Annotated in this window: 18 protein-coding genes and 2 pseudogenes; 15 read left to right on the forward strand and 5 right to left on the reverse strand. The window is 67.0% G+C overall.

Annotated features, from left to right (window positions below; translation table 11 throughout):
* Positions 1–532 precede the first annotated feature (532 nt).
* From OG718_RS51845 to OG718_RS51865, 5 genes and pseudogenes are all read left to right on the forward strand, one after another.
* The gene (locus tag OG718_RS51845) at positions 533–724 is read left to right on the forward strand and encodes an SDR family NAD(P)-dependent oxidoreductase (RefSeq protein ID WP_260695765.1); all 192 of its coding nucleotides are present in this window, start codon (positions 533–535) and stop codon (positions 722–724) included.
* A pseudogene (locus OG718_RS51850) lies at positions 721–1,208 on the forward strand (SDR family NAD(P)-dependent oxidoreductase). Before OG718_RS51845 ends, OG718_RS51850 begins: the two are co-directional and overlap by 4 nt.
* Complete coding sequence (locus OG718_RS51855; RefSeq protein WP_328847589.1) at positions 1,172–1,351, forward strand: hypothetical protein; 180 nt, start codon at positions 1,172–1,174, stop codon at positions 1,349–1,351. Before OG718_RS51850 ends, OG718_RS51855 begins: the two are co-directional and overlap by 37 nt.
* Before the next feature lie 66 nt (positions 1,352–1,417).
* Positions 1,418–1,822 carry a nuclear transport factor 2 family protein gene (locus OG718_RS51860; RefSeq protein WP_260695754.1) on the forward strand — a complete coding sequence of 135 codons (405 nt, stop codon included), beginning with the start codon at positions 1,418–1,420 and terminating at the stop codon, positions 1,820–1,822.
* Positions 1,823–1,920: 98 nt separating this feature from the next.
* Positions 1,921–2,052: a hypothetical protein gene (locus OG718_RS51865; RefSeq protein WP_328847590.1), complete on the forward strand. Its 132-nt coding sequence runs from the start codon at positions 1,921–1,923 to the stop codon at positions 2,050–2,052.
* 27 nt (positions 2,053–2,079) lie between these two features.
* On the opposite strand, the gene OG718_RS51870 is transcribed toward OG718_RS51865, so the two are convergent.
* Complete coding sequence (locus tag OG718_RS51870) at positions 2,080–2,547, reverse strand: MarR family winged helix-turn-helix transcriptional regulator (RefSeq protein WP_328847591.1); 468 nt, start codon at positions 2,545–2,547, stop codon at positions 2,080–2,082.
* Between the two features lie 431 nt (positions 2,548–2,978).
* Here OG718_RS51870 and OG718_RS51875 point away from each other — a divergent pair, with 431 nt between their 5' ends.
* The 4 genes from OG718_RS51875 to OG718_RS51890 all read left to right on the forward strand — a co-directional run bounded on the left by OG718_RS51875 (position 2,979) and on the right by OG718_RS51890 (position 6,332).
* Positions 2,979–3,287, forward strand: a complete 309-nt coding sequence (locus OG718_RS51875; protein WP_143643257.1) for a GNAT family N-acetyltransferase — start codon at positions 2,979–2,981, stop codon at positions 3,285–3,287.
* A 31-nt stretch (positions 3,288–3,318) separates the two neighbouring features.
* Positions 3,319–3,729, forward strand: a complete 411-nt coding sequence (locus OG718_RS51880; RefSeq protein ID WP_328847592.1) for a (4Fe-4S)-binding protein — start codon at positions 3,319–3,321, stop codon at positions 3,727–3,729.
* Between the two features lie 7 nt (positions 3,730–3,736).
* Positions 3,737–3,937 carry an alcohol dehydrogenase catalytic domain-containing protein gene (locus tag OG718_RS51885; RefSeq protein ID WP_328848020.1) on the forward strand — a complete coding sequence of 67 codons (201 nt, stop codon included), beginning with the start codon at positions 3,737–3,739 and terminating at the stop codon, positions 3,935–3,937.
* A 655-nt stretch (positions 3,938–4,592) separates the two neighbouring features.
* Positions 4,593–6,332 carry a pyruvate dehydrogenase gene (locus OG718_RS51890; protein ID WP_328847593.1) on the forward strand — a complete coding sequence of 580 codons (1,740 nt, stop codon included), beginning with the start codon at positions 4,593–4,595 and terminating at the stop codon, positions 6,330–6,332.
* A 222-nt stretch (positions 6,333–6,554) separates the two neighbouring features.
* On the opposite strand, the gene OG718_RS51895 is transcribed toward OG718_RS51890, so the two are convergent.
* Positions 6,555–7,007, reverse strand: a complete 453-nt coding sequence (locus OG718_RS51895) for a carboxymuconolactone decarboxylase family protein (protein ID WP_328847993.1) — start codon at positions 7,005–7,007, stop codon at positions 6,555–6,557.
* Between the two features lie 167 nt (positions 7,008–7,174).
* On the opposite strand from OG718_RS51895, the gene OG718_RS51900 reads away from it, so the two are divergent.
* Complete coding sequence (locus OG718_RS51900; protein ID WP_328847594.1) at positions 7,175–8,164, forward strand: pirin family protein; 990 nt, start codon at positions 7,175–7,177, stop codon at positions 8,162–8,164.
* Positions 8,165–8,186: 22 nt separating this feature from the next.
* Positions 8,187–8,525: a GNAT family N-acetyltransferase gene (locus OG718_RS51905; protein ID WP_328847595.1), complete on the forward strand. Its 339-nt coding sequence runs from the start codon at positions 8,187–8,189 to the stop codon at positions 8,523–8,525.
* 194 nt (positions 8,526–8,719) lie between these two features.
* On the opposite strand, the pseudogene OG718_RS54570 reads toward OG718_RS51905, so the two are convergent.
* Positions 8,720–9,033: pseudogene (locus OG718_RS54570) on the reverse strand (IS5/IS1182 family transposase); the annotation flags it as partial.
* A 700-nt stretch (positions 9,034–9,733) separates the two neighbouring features.
* Between OG718_RS54570 and OG718_RS51915 the strand changes: the two are divergent.
* A complete protein-coding gene (locus tag OG718_RS51915; protein WP_143643251.1) occupies positions 9,734–10,300 on the forward strand; it encodes an NADPH-dependent FMN reductase in 567 nt (188 codons plus the stop codon).
* An 894-nt stretch (positions 10,301–11,194) separates the two neighbouring features.
* Positions 11,195–11,650, forward strand: coding sequence for a hypothetical protein (locus OG718_RS51920; protein WP_328847596.1), 456 nt, complete (start codon positions 11,195–11,197; stop codon positions 11,648–11,650).
* A gap of 56 nt (positions 11,651–11,706) precedes the next feature.
* Here the strand turns inward: OG718_RS51920 and OG718_RS51925 are convergent, their stop codons facing one another.
* On the reverse strand, positions 11,707–12,459 hold the full coding sequence (locus OG718_RS51925) for an SDR family NAD(P)-dependent oxidoreductase (protein WP_328847597.1): 753 nt from the start codon (positions 12,457–12,459) through the stop codon (positions 11,707–11,709).
* A gap of 143 nt (positions 12,460–12,602) precedes the next feature.
* On the opposite strand from OG718_RS51925, the gene OG718_RS51930 reads away from it, so the two are divergent.
* Positions 12,603–13,532 (forward strand): AraC family transcriptional regulator, encoded by a 930-nt coding sequence (locus OG718_RS51930; protein ID WP_328847598.1) that lies wholly within the window; start codon positions 12,603–12,605, stop codon positions 13,530–13,532.
* A gap of 145 nt (positions 13,533–13,677) precedes the next feature.
* A complete protein-coding gene (locus OG718_RS51935; RefSeq protein ID WP_328847599.1) occupies positions 13,678–13,800 on the forward strand; it encodes a hypothetical protein in 123 nt (40 codons plus the stop codon).
* A gap of 342 nt (positions 13,801–14,142) precedes the next feature.
* Here OG718_RS51935 and OG718_RS51940 read toward each other — a convergent pair whose 3' ends face one another.
* Positions 14,143–14,442, reverse strand: a complete 300-nt coding sequence (locus OG718_RS51940; RefSeq protein WP_328847600.1) for a hypothetical protein — start codon at positions 14,440–14,442, stop codon at positions 14,143–14,145.
* Between the last annotated feature and the right edge of the window lie 427 nt (positions 14,443–14,869).

Below are 14,869 nucleotides of genomic sequence, written 5' to 3' on the forward strand. Positions count from 1 at the left end.
ACGCTTTCGTTGTGTCGGGGGTGCGGCGGTGCATGGTTCGTGACGACCGGGCAGGACGTCCGTGCCGGCCGACCTGGCCTTCGCTCTCCCGCCCGCTCAGCAGGTGCAGGTATGACCTCCGCTCTTCAACCCGAACAGCAGGACTCGTGTCGCAGTCCCCTTTGTCACCTACACCACCTCCGCCGATCTAGTTGATACGTAAACATGGCACCCTCATGGTTGTCATGTCAACCAGATCGTGGCAAGGCTGGCGCAGCCGCAGGTCAGCGAACTGGTGCCTGGTCCACAACCGGGCCGACCGGGGCTTGGGAGAGTGGTCGTCGGTCGTCGGTCGTCGGTCGCCGGTCGGGGGTCCAGTCCAGTGGTGATCGTTGACATCTTCCGACTGGACAATCTGCTTCCAGGATGTGTTTGTCGCCGATGCTCAGGTCGGTTGTCGTCCTGATGCATGCCGGAACTTCCGTGATCTTCCTAGTGTTTGAAGCCCACACATCAGGAGGACGTGGTGAACGACCAGAACGGCCGCGTGGCCGTGATCACCGGCGCCGGGGGAGGGCTGGGCGTCCATATCGCGCACCGCTTCGCCGCCGACGGATACACCACGGTACTGGTGGGGCGTACCGAATCGACCTTGCGCCAGCTGTCGAGAGCGGTCCGGACAGGGGTGACATGCACCCGTGGGTCGGCGATGTCTCCGATCTGGCCGCCGTCACGGCGCTCATGAACGGGGTGGCCGAGCGGTTTGGGCATCTGGACGTCCTCGTCAGCAACGCAGGGCTGGCGCAGCCGGGCACCGTGGAGAGCACCGGCGAGGATGCCTATCGCGCCATGATGAGTGTGAACGTCGACGGCCCGTTCTTTGCCTCCCGGGCCGCCTTGCCCACCTGCGCGCGGCCCGCGGGTGCATCGTCAACATCGGATCCGTGGGCGACGCGCGCGGTGACTGGACGCAGGCCGCTTACAACGCGACCAAGGGCGCGGTGGCCAACCTGACCAATGCGATGGCCCTCGACCACGGCCGGGAGATCCGGGTCAACACGGTCCATCCCGGTGTGACGACCAGCAGCGAGGAGATCCGGACAGCGCTCGCCCAAAGCACGCTGCTGCGCGACCGGTTCGACGACCGCGTGCCCATGGGCCGGCCCGCGATCCCGCTGAGGTGGCCGCTGTCGTGGCGTTCCTCGCCGGCGACGGCGCCTCGTACGTGAACGGCGCGCACATCGCCGTCAATGGTGACCTGACCGCGTCGAACGGCCAGAGCAGCTCTTCCACTGATGTGGCGCGACCACGGCTGCAGTTCTGTAGAGGGGACGGCGTCGCCGCGACCGAGCCGGTGACCCGCGCCGCCTGACCGCGGCCATGCGTTCCGGTAGTGCCGGGAGTCCGATGACCGGAAGACACCGTAGGGACAGAGCCGATGACGGACGACATGGAGATGAGCACGATGAGCCGACAGGACCCGGTCGAGCGTCTCAGGGACGCGATCAACTCGCATGATCCTCAGCGGGTGGCGGACTGCTTCACCCCGGATTACGTAGCCGAGGTGCCGCATCGCCCAGCGGAAGGGTTCACTGGCAACGAGCATGTGCTCGCCAACTGGACCGCAATCTACGGCCGGCTTCCTGACATACGGGCACAGCTCCTGCGCCGTGCCACCGCAGGCCCGGAATTCTGGACAGAGTGGGAGATGGTGGGTACCGGGCCGGACGGCGCGACGGTGGTGCTGGGCGGGTCTGCCATCATTTGGATCCGAGACGGACGGATCGCCCGGTCACGGTTCTACCTGGGTCCGGTCCCAGCTCCCGTACCGACGGGTGACTGACTCCCAGCGAGGAACTGTCCCATCGGCCGGGACGTAGGGCATGGCCTCCGAGGGCCCCTGGCAAGAGACACCATCCGGCGCTTGAAGAGGCCCGCGGAATGCTCGGCCTGCCGGCCGACCCTCTGGCCCCGGACGAGTGGCTCAGCGGTGAGCACGCCCGCCGCGAACCCGGCAGGCGGCCCGCACGCCAGGACGTCCCCGCCGGGCTGCTAAAGGCTGCCGTCCCGTGATCCAGGGAACTGCATCCCCTCGCCCCGTCAGTCCGGCTGCTTCTCCATGTGGTCCAGGACACGCTTGCTGATCCGGGCGAGTGTGCTGAGCTGGTTCGGGGTCAGCGCATCGATGAACAGGCGGCGGACGTGCTCGACGTGCTGGGGTGCGGCCTCTTCGATCGCCTTGTAACCGCCCGGGGTGGCGACGATGAAAGCTCCGCGTCCGTCGTCGGGGCATTCCTCCTTGGACACGAGCCCGCGTTTCGCCATCCGCGTGACCTGATGGGACATCCGGCTCTTTTCCCACTCTACGAGGTTGGCCAGGTCTAGGAAGCGCATCCGCCCGTCGCTTCTTTCGGTAAGGCTGACGAGCACGACGTAGTCGGCGGCGGACATTCCGGAGTCGGTCTGTATGCGGCGGGACAGCCGTCCGACGAGTTTCTCCTGCATGCGGATGAAGTTGTCCCAGGCGGCCTTCTCTTCTGGATCGAGCCAGCGCGGCGGTGCGTCCATGGGGGCAGTCTAACGAAATTGTTGACAGCTCATCCACTCGCGGTGGGGGCAACGTGCCCCTCGACGAAGCCGCGTCGGTCGTGACCGAGGCGCTTCGGTGCAGACCCGGCCTTGGTGCGCGAGCAGGAAGGTGCCGGTCGATGCCCGTCGGACGGGTGGAGAACGTATCGAAGTTGTCTGGTTCGAAGTTACGAGCGAGTGGTGCGATCCGCGTCTCCTGCAGGGCGAGTTCCAGGAAATTGTCGGCCGTGAGGTCGAGTAATGCCCGAACTGGTCACGGCGGATCGCCGTGTCGGCGGATTCTCATGCACCGCGTGCTCGCCTCCTCGTCGACTGTTAAGTTGATGCATCAACCTGATGAGGTTAGGCTGATGTCCCGGCCGGCGGGATTCTGCCGAGTTGAGCGGGATCAGGCCCCACAAGGAGGACACATGACGGTCGAAGTGAGCGACGTGCCCGAGGCGAAGCGCTACGAGGCCCGTGTCAATGGAGAGCCCAAGGTGGCGGGCGTCGCGGAATACATCCGTACGACGGAGCTCGTGGCGTTTGTGCACACCGAGGTCGAGGCGGAGTACGAGGGCGCGGGAGTCGGGTCCGCGCTGGCCCGCACAGCCCTTGACGAGGCACGTGCCGCGAACCTGCGGGTGCTGGCCACCTGCCCCTTCTTCGCGGGCTGGATCAGCCGGCACCCGGAGTACCAGGACCTGCTGTACCAGTCCCGCAGCAAGGTCAGTGACTGAAGAGCCGAGCGTGGCGGTAGTGAAGGCGGGCATGAGCAGCGAATCAGAGCGGAAGACATACCGGGCGGAGTCGATCGCGGTGACCTTCGAGGCCAGGCGCTGCCTCCACGCCGCCGAATGCGTCCATGGCCTGCCCGAGGTGTTCGACACGACGAAGCGACCGTGGATCCAGCCGGATGGATCCACGGCCGAGCGCCTGGCTGAAGTGGTGCGGCGCTGTCCCTCCGGCGCGCTCCAGTACGAACTCGTAGAGGGCGTGGAGGAAACGCCCGACCAGCCCACCACGATCACCCGCAGTGCCACCGGGCAGCTGACCGTGCGCGGGGAGCTGAGTGTGGACACGGCGCAGGGCGCACGCGCCGAGACCAGGGTCATGCTGTGCGGCTGCGGGCAGAGCCGCCTCCAGCCGTACTGCGACCACGCGGGGCCCTGCGGTCAGTGACACGGCCGTGCGGTTCTCCGAGTACGCCACCTCTGACGTGCTGCGCATCGTCGATCTCCCGGGCGGTCTCGGCTCCGACGTGGCCGGTGCGGTCGACCAGGTCGGCGAGGGCGTGACCGCCTTCAGCGCCGGTGACGAGGCCCTTGAGGGCCTCCATCATTGCTCGCGGGGCGCGTGCCATCGGCACCGCGAGCGAACGCAACCATGAACAACTCCGCTCTTTCGGTGTGGAACCGGTCCCGTGTGGCAAGGCCCGGTCGATCGCGTAGAAGCGATTCCCCTAGTAGTCCCGGCGCCAGGTCACGACCTGTCGCGCGAGCAAGGTGCGCCACGCACTGTTGCGGGGTGCCGGGAGCGGTGCGGCCGCCGTCCCAACCGCCGCGAGGTCCCATGCCAGAGACGTGGACGGCAGTGGCGATGAGGTCGTGGTCGAGGGCTGTGGATCGCCGTCACACTCATGCACCGTTCGATCGCATACGGCAGCCTGGGTCTGGGCAGTGAGACCTCCGCCCAGCCGGCCGAGGCTCGGCGCGCCTGACAGAGGTCCAGCCGGGCGGACAGGGAACCCGCCCCGGCTCCCTGGCTACGGTTGGATCGCGCGCCCACCGTGCCCAGCCCGAGAGCCCGAGAGCCCGAGAGCCCGAGAGCCCGAGAGCCCGAGAGCCCGCATCCGGCTACCGGGCCCGGCCTCTCTCGGCCGTGCCTGGTCGAGAAGCCGCAGTACCCGTTTCTGAAACGATCAGTGAGCCGTCCTCGGTGGCGAGCTTGGGCGCCCCTGCTTCTGATAGTGGATTCATCAACTACATTGAGGCTGTCGAGAGTCATGTGGGACAGGTGTACAGCCCGAGGGGAGAAGTCCGGCGATGCGGAATCTGACCGTGGCCCAGCAGATGGTGGACGTTCTGCGCCAGGCGGGCGTGCAGCGGATCTACGGCGTGGTGGGTGACAGCCTGAACTCGGTGGTCGACGCGGTGCGTCGTACCGACGGCATCGAGTGGGTGCATGTACGGAACGAAGAGGCCGCCGCCTTCGCCGCGGCAGCAGAGGCACAGCTGACCGGCAGGCTCGCGGTGTGCGCCGGAAGCTGTGGCCCCGGAAACACCCACCTGATCCAGGGACTGTACGACGCGCACCGCTCCGGTGCGCCCGTGCTGGCGCTCGCCTCGCACATCCCGTCCCATCAGATCGGTACCGGCTTCTTCCAGGAGACGCACCCGGAAAGGCTGTTCGTCGAGTGCAGTGACTACTGCGAGATGATCAGTACCCCCGAACAGATGCCCCGGGTTCTGCGGATCGCCATGCAGCGGGCTCTGGGAAACAGCGCCGTGTCGGTCCTGGTGATACCGGGCGACGTCGCGCACGACGAGGCGACTCGCCCGACAGGAAGCAGCGACCTGGTCACTGAGCGCGGCCGCGTCGTCGCGCCGGACAGACAGGTTCGGGCGCTGGCCGAGAGGCTGAACGCGGCACGGAAGGTGATGCTGTTCTGTGGTGCGGGAGTGCGGGACGCGCACGCCGAGGTCATGGCGCTCGCCGAGAAGGCTGCCGCCCCCGTCGGGCACACCCTGCGGGGCAAGGAGTGGATCCAGTTCGACAACCCGTACGACGTGGGCATGAGCGGTCTGCTGGGCTACGGCGCCTGCTTCGACGCGATGCACGAGGCGGACCTGGTCGTCCTGCTCGGCACCGATTTCCCGTACAACGACTTCCTGCCGCAGGCGCGTACCGTGCAGATCGACCACGATGCGGGCCGGCTCGGCCGTCGCACTGTGCTGGAACTCGGGGTCCACGGAGACGTCCGGGAGACGCTGAGGGCTGTGCTGCCGTTGATCGAGGCGAAGCGGGACCGTACCTATCTGGACCGGATGCTGCACAAGCATGCCAAGTCGCTGGAGAAGGTGGTCTCCGCCTACACCCACGACGTCGAGCGGCACACCCCGATCCACCCGGAGTACGCGACCTCCGTCCTGGACGAACTCGCGGCCGACGACGCGGTGTTCACCGTGGACACCGGCATGTCCAATGTGTGGGCGGCGCGTTATCTGACCCCCAATGGACGGCGTCGGGTGATCGGTTCGTTCCTGCACGGCACTATGGCCAATGCGCTGCCGCACGCCATCGGCGCGCAGTTCGCATACGCCGGCCGCCAGGTGATATCGATGTCGGGTGACGGTGGACTGGGCATGCTGATGGGGGAGTTGCTCACAGTGAAGCTGCACGATCTGCCGGTGAAGACGATCGTCTTCAACAACTCCTCCCTGGGCATGGTGAAGTTGGAGATGCTGGTCGAAGGACTGCCCGATCACGAGACCGACCATGAGCCGGTGGACTACGCGGCGATCGCCCGCGGCGCGGGCATCGAGGCGATCCGCATCGAGCGCCCCGGGGATGTCGTCGAGGGACTCAAGCGGGCGCTCGCCCACGACGGACCGTTCCTGGTCGACCTGGTGACCGACCCCAACGCGCTGTCGATCCCGCCGCATGTCTCGGCCGCCCAGGTCAAGGGATTCGCATTCGCCGCGGGCCGGACGGTGCTCGATGGCGGTGTCGGCAAGATGCTCGACCTGGCCCGCGCCAACCTGCGAAACCTGCCCCGCCCCTGAGACTCCGTCCACAGCGAGATCGAGATCGGTTTCATGTCCCAGCGGTCTGACGAGCGCTGGGACAATCCACTGTGCCCAGGCCTCCGTGGGATCAGGCAGGCATCAGCACTGAGCGGTTCACGTACGAGATGACGTACATCCTGGAACCCGGCTTGCCCTCTGGGTTCTAGCGGTCGTCACGACACCTCCCCGTGACGCAGCGGTGGGGCGAGCGGGCCGCCTCTACTTCTTGTGAAGCGGTGGTACGGGGTGCTTGCTCATGATCGATACGCGATTGAACGCGTTGATGGTGACCGCCACCCAGATCGCGGCTGAGATCTGGTCCTCGGAGAGAACCTGTCGGGCGGCCTCGAAGGCCGATGTCTGGGTCGCGGCGTTCACCGGATCGGTTGTGGCCTCGGCCAACGCCAGGGCGGCGCGCTCCGGGGGAGCGAACAGGCCGGTGTCCCGCCATGCGCTCAGGACTCCGAGTCTCCGCGGTGATTCACCGGCGCGCAGGGCCGCTGTGATGTGCACATCGAGGCAGTAGGCGCAGCCGTTGAGTTGCGACACGCGGACGTTGATCAGTTCCACGGTGGTGCGGTCGAGCCCGGCCTCGGAGGCTGTTGCCCGAACCGCCTCCGAGACCTGCACCAGAGCATGGAAGGCCTTGGGGCTCTGTTTGTCGATGAAGATCCTTCGGGGCGGGGCGGGGCGGGGGGATGGGGGTGGGGTCGCTCACGTCGGGGCCTCCTTCGGGCCACGCTCGGAGTGGCCTGTGTTCGTGCGGGTGCTTTGGCCATCGGCCTGCCCTGTGGCATCCTAGTTGATGTGACAACAAGATTGTGCGGGAGGTGCTCTCGATGAGCAACGCGGAAACCGATGTCGCGGCTCTGCGCTGCGGTGCGCTCGTCGAGAGCGACCGGCCGGCAGGAGCCCCCAGGGTGGATGTCCTGTCGGCGCGCGAGGTCCCTCTCGGCGGTCCACGCGCGATGCGTGTGCGGCGGACGTTGCCCCAGCGGCAGCGCACACTCATCGGTGCCTGGTGCTTCGCCGATCACTACGGCCCACACCAGGTCGCCGTCTCGGGGGGCATGAACATGCCCCCGCATCCACACACCGGACTGCAGACGGTGAGCTGGCTCTTCAGTGGAGAGCTCGAACATCGCGACACCCTCGGCACCCACGCCTTGATCCGGCCCGGTGAGATGAACCTCATGACCGGTGGATACGGCATCGCCCACTCGGAGGTCTCCACCGCGACCACCACTGTCCTCCACGGCGTCCAGTTGTGGGTCGCGCTGCCGGAGGAACACCGTTACACCGCCCGGGACTTCCAGCACTACGTGCCCGAACCCGCGCAGGTCGACGGCGCCGAGATCAGGGTCTTTCTGGGCTCGCTCGTCGGCCGGACCTCTCCGGCCCGGGCCTTCACGCCGCTGCTCGGCGCCGAGATCGTCATCGAACCCCATGTGACGCTCACGCTCGCCGTGGACACGGCTTTTGAGCACGGCCTCCTCGTGGACCGCGGAGACATCCGCATGGTCGACACTGTGCTGCGGCCTGCCGAACTCGGCTACGTCCCTCGCGGCCCCGAAACTCTGACGATGGTGAACGAGACCGACGCTCCGGCGCGGGCCATCCTCATCGGAGGACCTCCCTTCGGAGAGGAGATCGTCATGTGGTGGAACTTCGTCGGCCGCAGTCACGAGGACATAGTCAAAGCCCGCGAGGAGTGGGAAGCCTCCTCCGACCGCTTCGGTGTCATCGAGGACTTTCCCGGCGGCCCCCTGCCCGCACCGGCCCTGCCGAACGCCGTCATCACACCGCGCCGGAACCCGCCGGCCCACTGACCTTCCTTGCGAAAGGCACCCCATGAGCGAGCCCTCCACCACCACGGTCGTCGAGCGTGCGGACACCGGTCGCCGGTACGAGATTCTGGTCGACGGCCCACGCGCCGGTCTGACCGCCTACCGTGACCTGGGCGTGCAACGTGTCTTCTTCCACACGGAGATCGACGAGGCCTTCGCAGGCCAGGGACTGGCCCCACAACTGGTCCAGCAGGCACTTGCCGACGTGCGCGCATCCGGAATGCGGATCGTCCCGGTCTGCCCCTACGTCGCCAAGTTCCTCAAGCGGCACGATGAGTTCGCCGACATAACTGACCCGGTCACACCTGATGTCCTGCGGTGGCTCAAGACGCAGCTCGGCTGAGTAGCCCTGCTGACTTCTCCCTCTCCTGGCAGAGGGATTCCTGGCTTACTTCGCCTGGTTTCCGGCAGGTTGGCTTACCGGGTTCCTTGCAGAAGGTCCTCCTGTTCCCGCCGGGGGTGAATGGATTACGAGGCTCCTCCGACGTGCACTTGAGGGCGGACGCTGCTGCTCGATGCAGCGGCGGACGACCGTAAACGGCGCGTTGCCGCACGACAAGGAGAAATAGGCGAGATGCCGCGCACGAGCGGCTGAAGGCCCTGACTGTCGTGCCTGTCGGCGGCCGAGGCGCCCAGCGACGGTGGGATCCCCTTCCGGCCTGTGGTCAGGGGTACTTTCGATTCCAGTTTGCCGCGGTCGGTCGGGTTCGGTCCGGTCGAGGGCACCCTTTCGCAGCCGGAAGGCTGACGGAGGCGATCGCGCATCGCGACCGGTCGAGTTCGCCGCCGGCGCCGAGTACGTTGAGGGTGACGCGGTGGAGCGTTGCCTGGACGCGGGCCCTGCTCCACTGCCTTTGCGGACATCGCCACGCACTCATTCCACGCCCGGCGGCAGCGCGACCACTCGGCCCCAGCCGGGCAAACGCAGTGGACGACACGGGCAGTTCGTACGTGTACCGGGCGTACTCCACCTCACCCATCCCGACCCCTGCTGTTCATGCCCGCATTTGGTTGACCGCATCACGAAGGTGCAGGTCGGGACATACGCGTAGGGAACTCCGTCGCTTCGTGGCTCCTGTCCGGGGATCCACTCCTTCCCGGCTGAAGGTCGGGCCGTCCCGGAAAGGCAGGTGAAAGGGCCTCGATCCGAGTCCGAGGGGGACGTACGAGCGTTCACCCCTCACGGTCGGCTGTCGGGCGACCGGTGCATTGCGGACCCGACTGCGTCAGGTCGCGTCGGGACGTTCTGGTTGCGGCTCGAACAGTCGGGTCCCTCGATGAGGTGCAGGCGGTCAACTGCCTCCCATGTCAGTGGTGTTGTGGAGTGGAGCCATGACGCATCTGGTTGACGCATCAAGTGTCGATGCTAATGTGGTTGACGCGTCATCCACTTGATCGGATGCGCCGCCACCGAGGCCGCGAACCGTCTTCATGCGGAGGCCGAGCCCACTCGTGACGCGATGTCAGCCGATGCGGCTGATGGTCGGCCGAATCGACCTCAGGGTGACTGCGCGGACGCGTACGGCTGATATCTCAAGTTTGGAGCAAGCCATGAGTGTGAAGATCGCGATCATTCTGGGTAGCACCCGTCCGGGCCGTAACGGCGAGGCCGTCGCCAGGTGGGCTCAGGAGATCGCGTCTCAGCGCGATGACGCGGAGTTCGAACTCGTTGACATCGCCGATTTCAAGCTGCCGCACCTGGACGAGGCCGTCCCCGCGTCCATGGGCCAGTACGCGAACGTCCACACCCAGGAGTGGGCGCAGAAGGTCGCCTCCTTCGACGGCTACCTCTTCGTCACCCCCGAGTACAACCACTCGACCTCCGGCGCGCTGAAGAACGCCATCGACTTCGTGTACGGCGAGTGGAACAACAAGGCCGCGGGCTTCGTCAGCTACGGCAGCGTCGGCGGCGCCCGTGCTGTCGAGCACCTGCGTCTGATCATGGCCGAGCTGCAGGTGGCTACGGTACGGGCGCAGGTCGCGCTCTCCCTCGCCACGGATTTCGAGAACTATTCGATGTTCAAGCCCGGTGACCACCAAAAGGCGGCCCTGGACACCACGCTCGACCAGCTCGTGAGCTGGACGAAGGCCCTGCGGACGGTCCGCACCGACGCCTGACCAAGAGCACCTCGACGGTGCTGGCACGGAGGCCGGTGGAGCCTGTCCAGCGGGCCCCACCGGCCTTCGCCGCACCTGGCTGCTTCACACCCTGGCGCCGTTGACGAACTCTGTCACGTGCCTTACGTTCACCGTCTTCGTTGTGAGGTCTCACCGTTGTTGCCGTGACTGCATTCCGTTGACCTGTGGTGCTGTAAGTCGATTGCGACGGGTTCTGGACCCTGTATGAGCAGCTTGACCTGCGGTCCTGCAGGTTGCGTGAGACTTCCGCAGATGCAATGAGAATGCTTACCGTGGCGGCGCTGGGGGAGTGTTCGGGATGTTGATCATGGTTGTAGCGTCGGGAACCCTTCCTCTCGGACGTCCTTGATGGCGGTGCTGATGAGCTTGCCGAGTACTGGCCAAAGCTCAAGCAGGATGCCTCTGTTGAGGAAGCGGCGTTGGTCGTCACTGATGCTTTCGGGGTGGCTGGCCGTCTGCGATGGAAGGTGTCCGGGATCCCCGGTGCGAGGCGACCGCGATGGCACACTGGGGCCTGCGTTTGTGGGCGCACATCACCCTTAGGGCCACCGCCTCGGGTGAACCCGGCCGCCGCCAGGACCGCGACGATGTATCCCGGCTCGGATCTGACCCTTCAGATTCAAGGCATGCCGGATGCATGGTGCGGTGGGATGTATCTGCAGTGAGGTCTGTGCAACGTGAAGTTCGCAGGTCACGGGTCTGGTGTGAGGGGCAGGCGGGATACTCGTGCTGGTCGTCGGCGGGTGTCCGCGGTGAAGATCGTCTGACCTGCCGGCCTGAGGCGTTGCCGGGTTCTGCTGCGCCGAGGACCGTGCCGCTCCCTGTATCCGTCACAGGGTCGGTGCAGGGGGATGTCGCGGGGAGGGCGTGGGCATGCAGGAGCTGGAGCGGATCACGGCTCGCCGGAGTGAACTGGACACGCTGGCCGAGGATTTGGCCAAGCGACTCCAGGAGGTCCAGGCCGAGCGGGAGCAGGTGCTGATCGCCGAGCAGGTCCTGAACCGGCTGGCCGAGAAGGACCGGGCCGCGGCGGAGGTCGCCGCGACCGTCGCCCCGACTCCCGCCCGGGTGGCGGGGCGGGCGGCCCTGCTGATCCCGCACCGCTGCGAGAATCCGGACGAGGCCGCGCTGCCCGCTGGCTATCGCAATATCCTGGCGATCGTGCGGGCCGCCGGCGACCCCGTCCAGGTAAGGGCGGTGGGCGAGGAACTGGGCCTTCAGGTGACGGTGCGCGGGAAGCTGGAACCGCTGCGCGCGAAGATGGCCAAGCTCGCCGACTACGCCTGGCTGCGCAAGGCATGCGACGGGCGGTTCACCGAATGCTCCTAGTGGTAGCGGCATGGAAGCGGGAACGCTTCAGATGGCACCCACCGTGTGGTGCCTGCTCAGATCTGGTTCGTGCCACCGTCGACGTAGATGTTCGCGCCGACGACGTAGCTGCTCTGTTCCGAGGCCAGGAAGGCCACGACTGCGGCGGCCTCCTCAGGTTGACCCATGCGGCCCTTGGCCACGGTCGCGGCGACATTCGCCTTGACGGCCCGGGCGGTCTCCTCGTCGCCGAAGGCGGCGGTGCCCCCGGGAGTCTCGATCCATGCCGGCGAGACCACGTTGACCCGGATGCCATGGTCCTTGAGCTCGTTGGACCACGTCCGCGCGAAGGACCGGACGGCCGCCTTCGACGCCGCGTACGCGCCGAACGCCTCTACTCCGCGGTCGCCGGCCGTCGAACCGACCAGGACGATCGAGGCTCCGTCGTTGAGCAGCGGCAGCGCCTTCTGCACGGTGAACAGCGTGCCTCGGACGTTGACCGCGAAGGTCTGGTCGAAGTGCTCCTCGGTCGTCTGTTCCAGCGTCACGAACGCGCCGACCGCCGCGTTCGCCACGAGCACGTCCAAACCCTGGCCTCGCGCCTGTACCGCCTCGTAGAGCCGGTCCAGGTCCTCCGGCTTCGAGATGTCGCCGACGACCGCGGTGGCCCGGTCTGCTCCGATGGTCTTGACGGCGGCCTCCAGTTCGGACTCGCGTCGGCCGGTGACGAACACGTACGCGCCCTCGTCCGCCAGCCGTACGGCGGTGGCCAGACCGATACCGGCGCTGCCCCCGGTGACCACCGACGTCTTGCCTTCCAGCTGTCCCATGTGGGTGTCTCCATCACTCTCTCGATGCCGATCCGTTCGACATCGATACTGCGGGAGATCGGGGATACTATCCATAATGCAGAGTCCGGCGTTCTTTACGTATCGTCCAGGAGGTGTAGTCGGTGCTCGGGTTTCGGGATCCAGTGGCTGACGCGATCGGCCTGCTCAGGCCCCGCACGGTGATCGGGCCCAACCTCCGGGCCGTGGGTGAGTGGGCGTTGCGCTTCGACACGTTCTTGCACGTGCGGATCGGCGGCCTCGTGCGCGGCACGTGCTGGTTGATCCTCGAAGGGCACGAGCCGGTGCTCCTGCATGAGGGCGACACCTTCATGCTGGGCAACCCCCCGCCTTACGTGCTGGCCAGCACGCTCGACGCAAGCCCGCGCCCTGCGGATCAGGTGTGGGCGGGTGCCGAAGACGGGTTCGTGCGGATCGGCCCGGAGTCCGAGGAGGACCTCTACCTCTGCGTCGGGCATATCGCGTTCGACGACAGTAACGCGGCCCTCCTGACCGATCTTCTGCCGCCGCTCGTGATCGTCCGCGTGGACGATCCTCATGGCGGGCGGCTCGCGCAGCTGATCGATCTCCTGGCCACCGAGGTCGGTGTCGCCGCCGTCGGCGGCCCGCTGGTGCAGAACCACCTCGCACAGATCCTGCTCGTGCACATGCTGCGTGCTCACGCCGGTCAGACGGATCGGCCCACCGGCTGGCTGGGCGCCCTGAACGAGGACGGCATCGGCGCCGCCCTGCGTGCCGTGCACGCGGACGTTGCCCACTCCTGGACCCTCAAGGAGCTCGCCGAGATCAGCCACATGTCGCGTTCCGCCTTCGCCCAGGCCTTCAAGAGCCACGTCGGTGTCCCGCCGTTGGAGTACCTGATCCAATGGCGCATGAGCCTGGCGCGCGACGCCCTCGCCCGCGACACTCTGTCGATCTCCGAGCTCGCACGGGCCACCGGCTACCTGTCCGAGAGCGCGTTCAGCACCGCGTTCCGCCGCGTGGTCGGCTCATCGCCCGCGCAGTTCCGGAACCAGGCACGGCAGCCACCACGCTCGGCCGCGAACGGAAGCTGAAGGAGGCGTCCTGCGCTCAGCTGCGCCGCTCACGCTGGCGACGAAGACACCAGCACACCGCCCGCCGTCAATAAACCGCCGCTAGTGATATGCGCGGTAAAGCATGCTGAAACGGTCAGCGCGAACCAGCCCTCGGGCTTGCGCGATGTCCCTGCCTGACAGCCCGCTGGTCGGGAGAGCCTCCCCGCCCGCCCACGCCGGCGCCTCGGACGTCCAACGCGAGAACCAGAAGTCGTTCCTGACCATCTACATTCCCGACCCGCAGTGATAGCGGTACTCCTACTCACGGAGTCGAAACTGGACACGCCGGACAGTGGCCTGTCGACACCGGTCCCTGATCGCCCCGATCCGCCAGTGTTTCGGATTCCGACCGGGTCGTGGGGTGCAATCCGGAAATCGGCATGAGCGGACGTTCGCGGCGCGCGACCAGCGGCTGTCGGCCGGTCCGGTCCCGTCAGCTGCGATTCTGCGCTCTTGAGGTCACCGACCGCCTGAGACGTCCAGGACCGCCTTGCCGTGGAGGCGGCGGGATGTCAGCAGGTCAACGGCCTCATCCGCCGACTCCAGTCGACGCGCCAGCCGATGTGGGGCGTGAGCACCTTCTCGGCCATCAGCTGGGCCAAGTGTTCAACATCCTGGCCGGGCGCAGGGCCGTCCAACGAGTAGAAGGTGACGATCGCGCGGCCGTGCCGGTTCTCACTGCCGAGAAGGCACCCGGCGGGAACGTGACGGGACGCGAGGTTACGTCGCCGACGGCGACGAGCGTGCCGTGAGCGGCCAGCTTCGCGAAGAACTTCATTAGCTGCTGCCCGCCGACCGAGTCCACGACGGCGTCCATGTCGCCGTCGCCGTCGCCGTCGCCGTCGCCGTCGCCGTGCTCGGGCCCGGGAACGCCCTCGTCCGCGCCCATTGCCCGAAGGGCATCGCCGGTGGTGACTCGAGGGCCCTGGGCGTGGGCGAGTTGCACCGAGAACCCGCCCTGCTGTCGTGGCGGGCCACGGTGCCTCTCGGGCCTGCGGCTGGGGCGCGAGACGGTGTCTCGGTCGCCGAGATCGGCTCGGTCTGCCCACAAGTACGGCCGACTGGGATACGGCTGATGGTCCGCAGTGCCCACGCCTCGTAGCCCAGTTCCGCTTCACGGACCGATGGCCCTGTCTGACCAGCTCGCCTGAACGCCCAAGATCGACGCTAGTTGACGCGTCAATCACTGGCATCTAGCGTAGGTGACGCGTCAACCAAATGGTTTTGGGTTCCCGGCCCGGTCAGCCCGCGGCTGGCTCGCTGCGGGGCATCGAGACGTGGGTGCGCTGCCGGAGGCCCGCGGACGCAAAGTTCCA

This window comes from Streptomyces sp. NBC_00258, assembly GCF_036182465.1.
Taxonomy (GTDB): domain Bacteria; phylum Actinomycetota; class Actinomycetes; order Streptomycetales; family Streptomycetaceae; genus Streptomyces.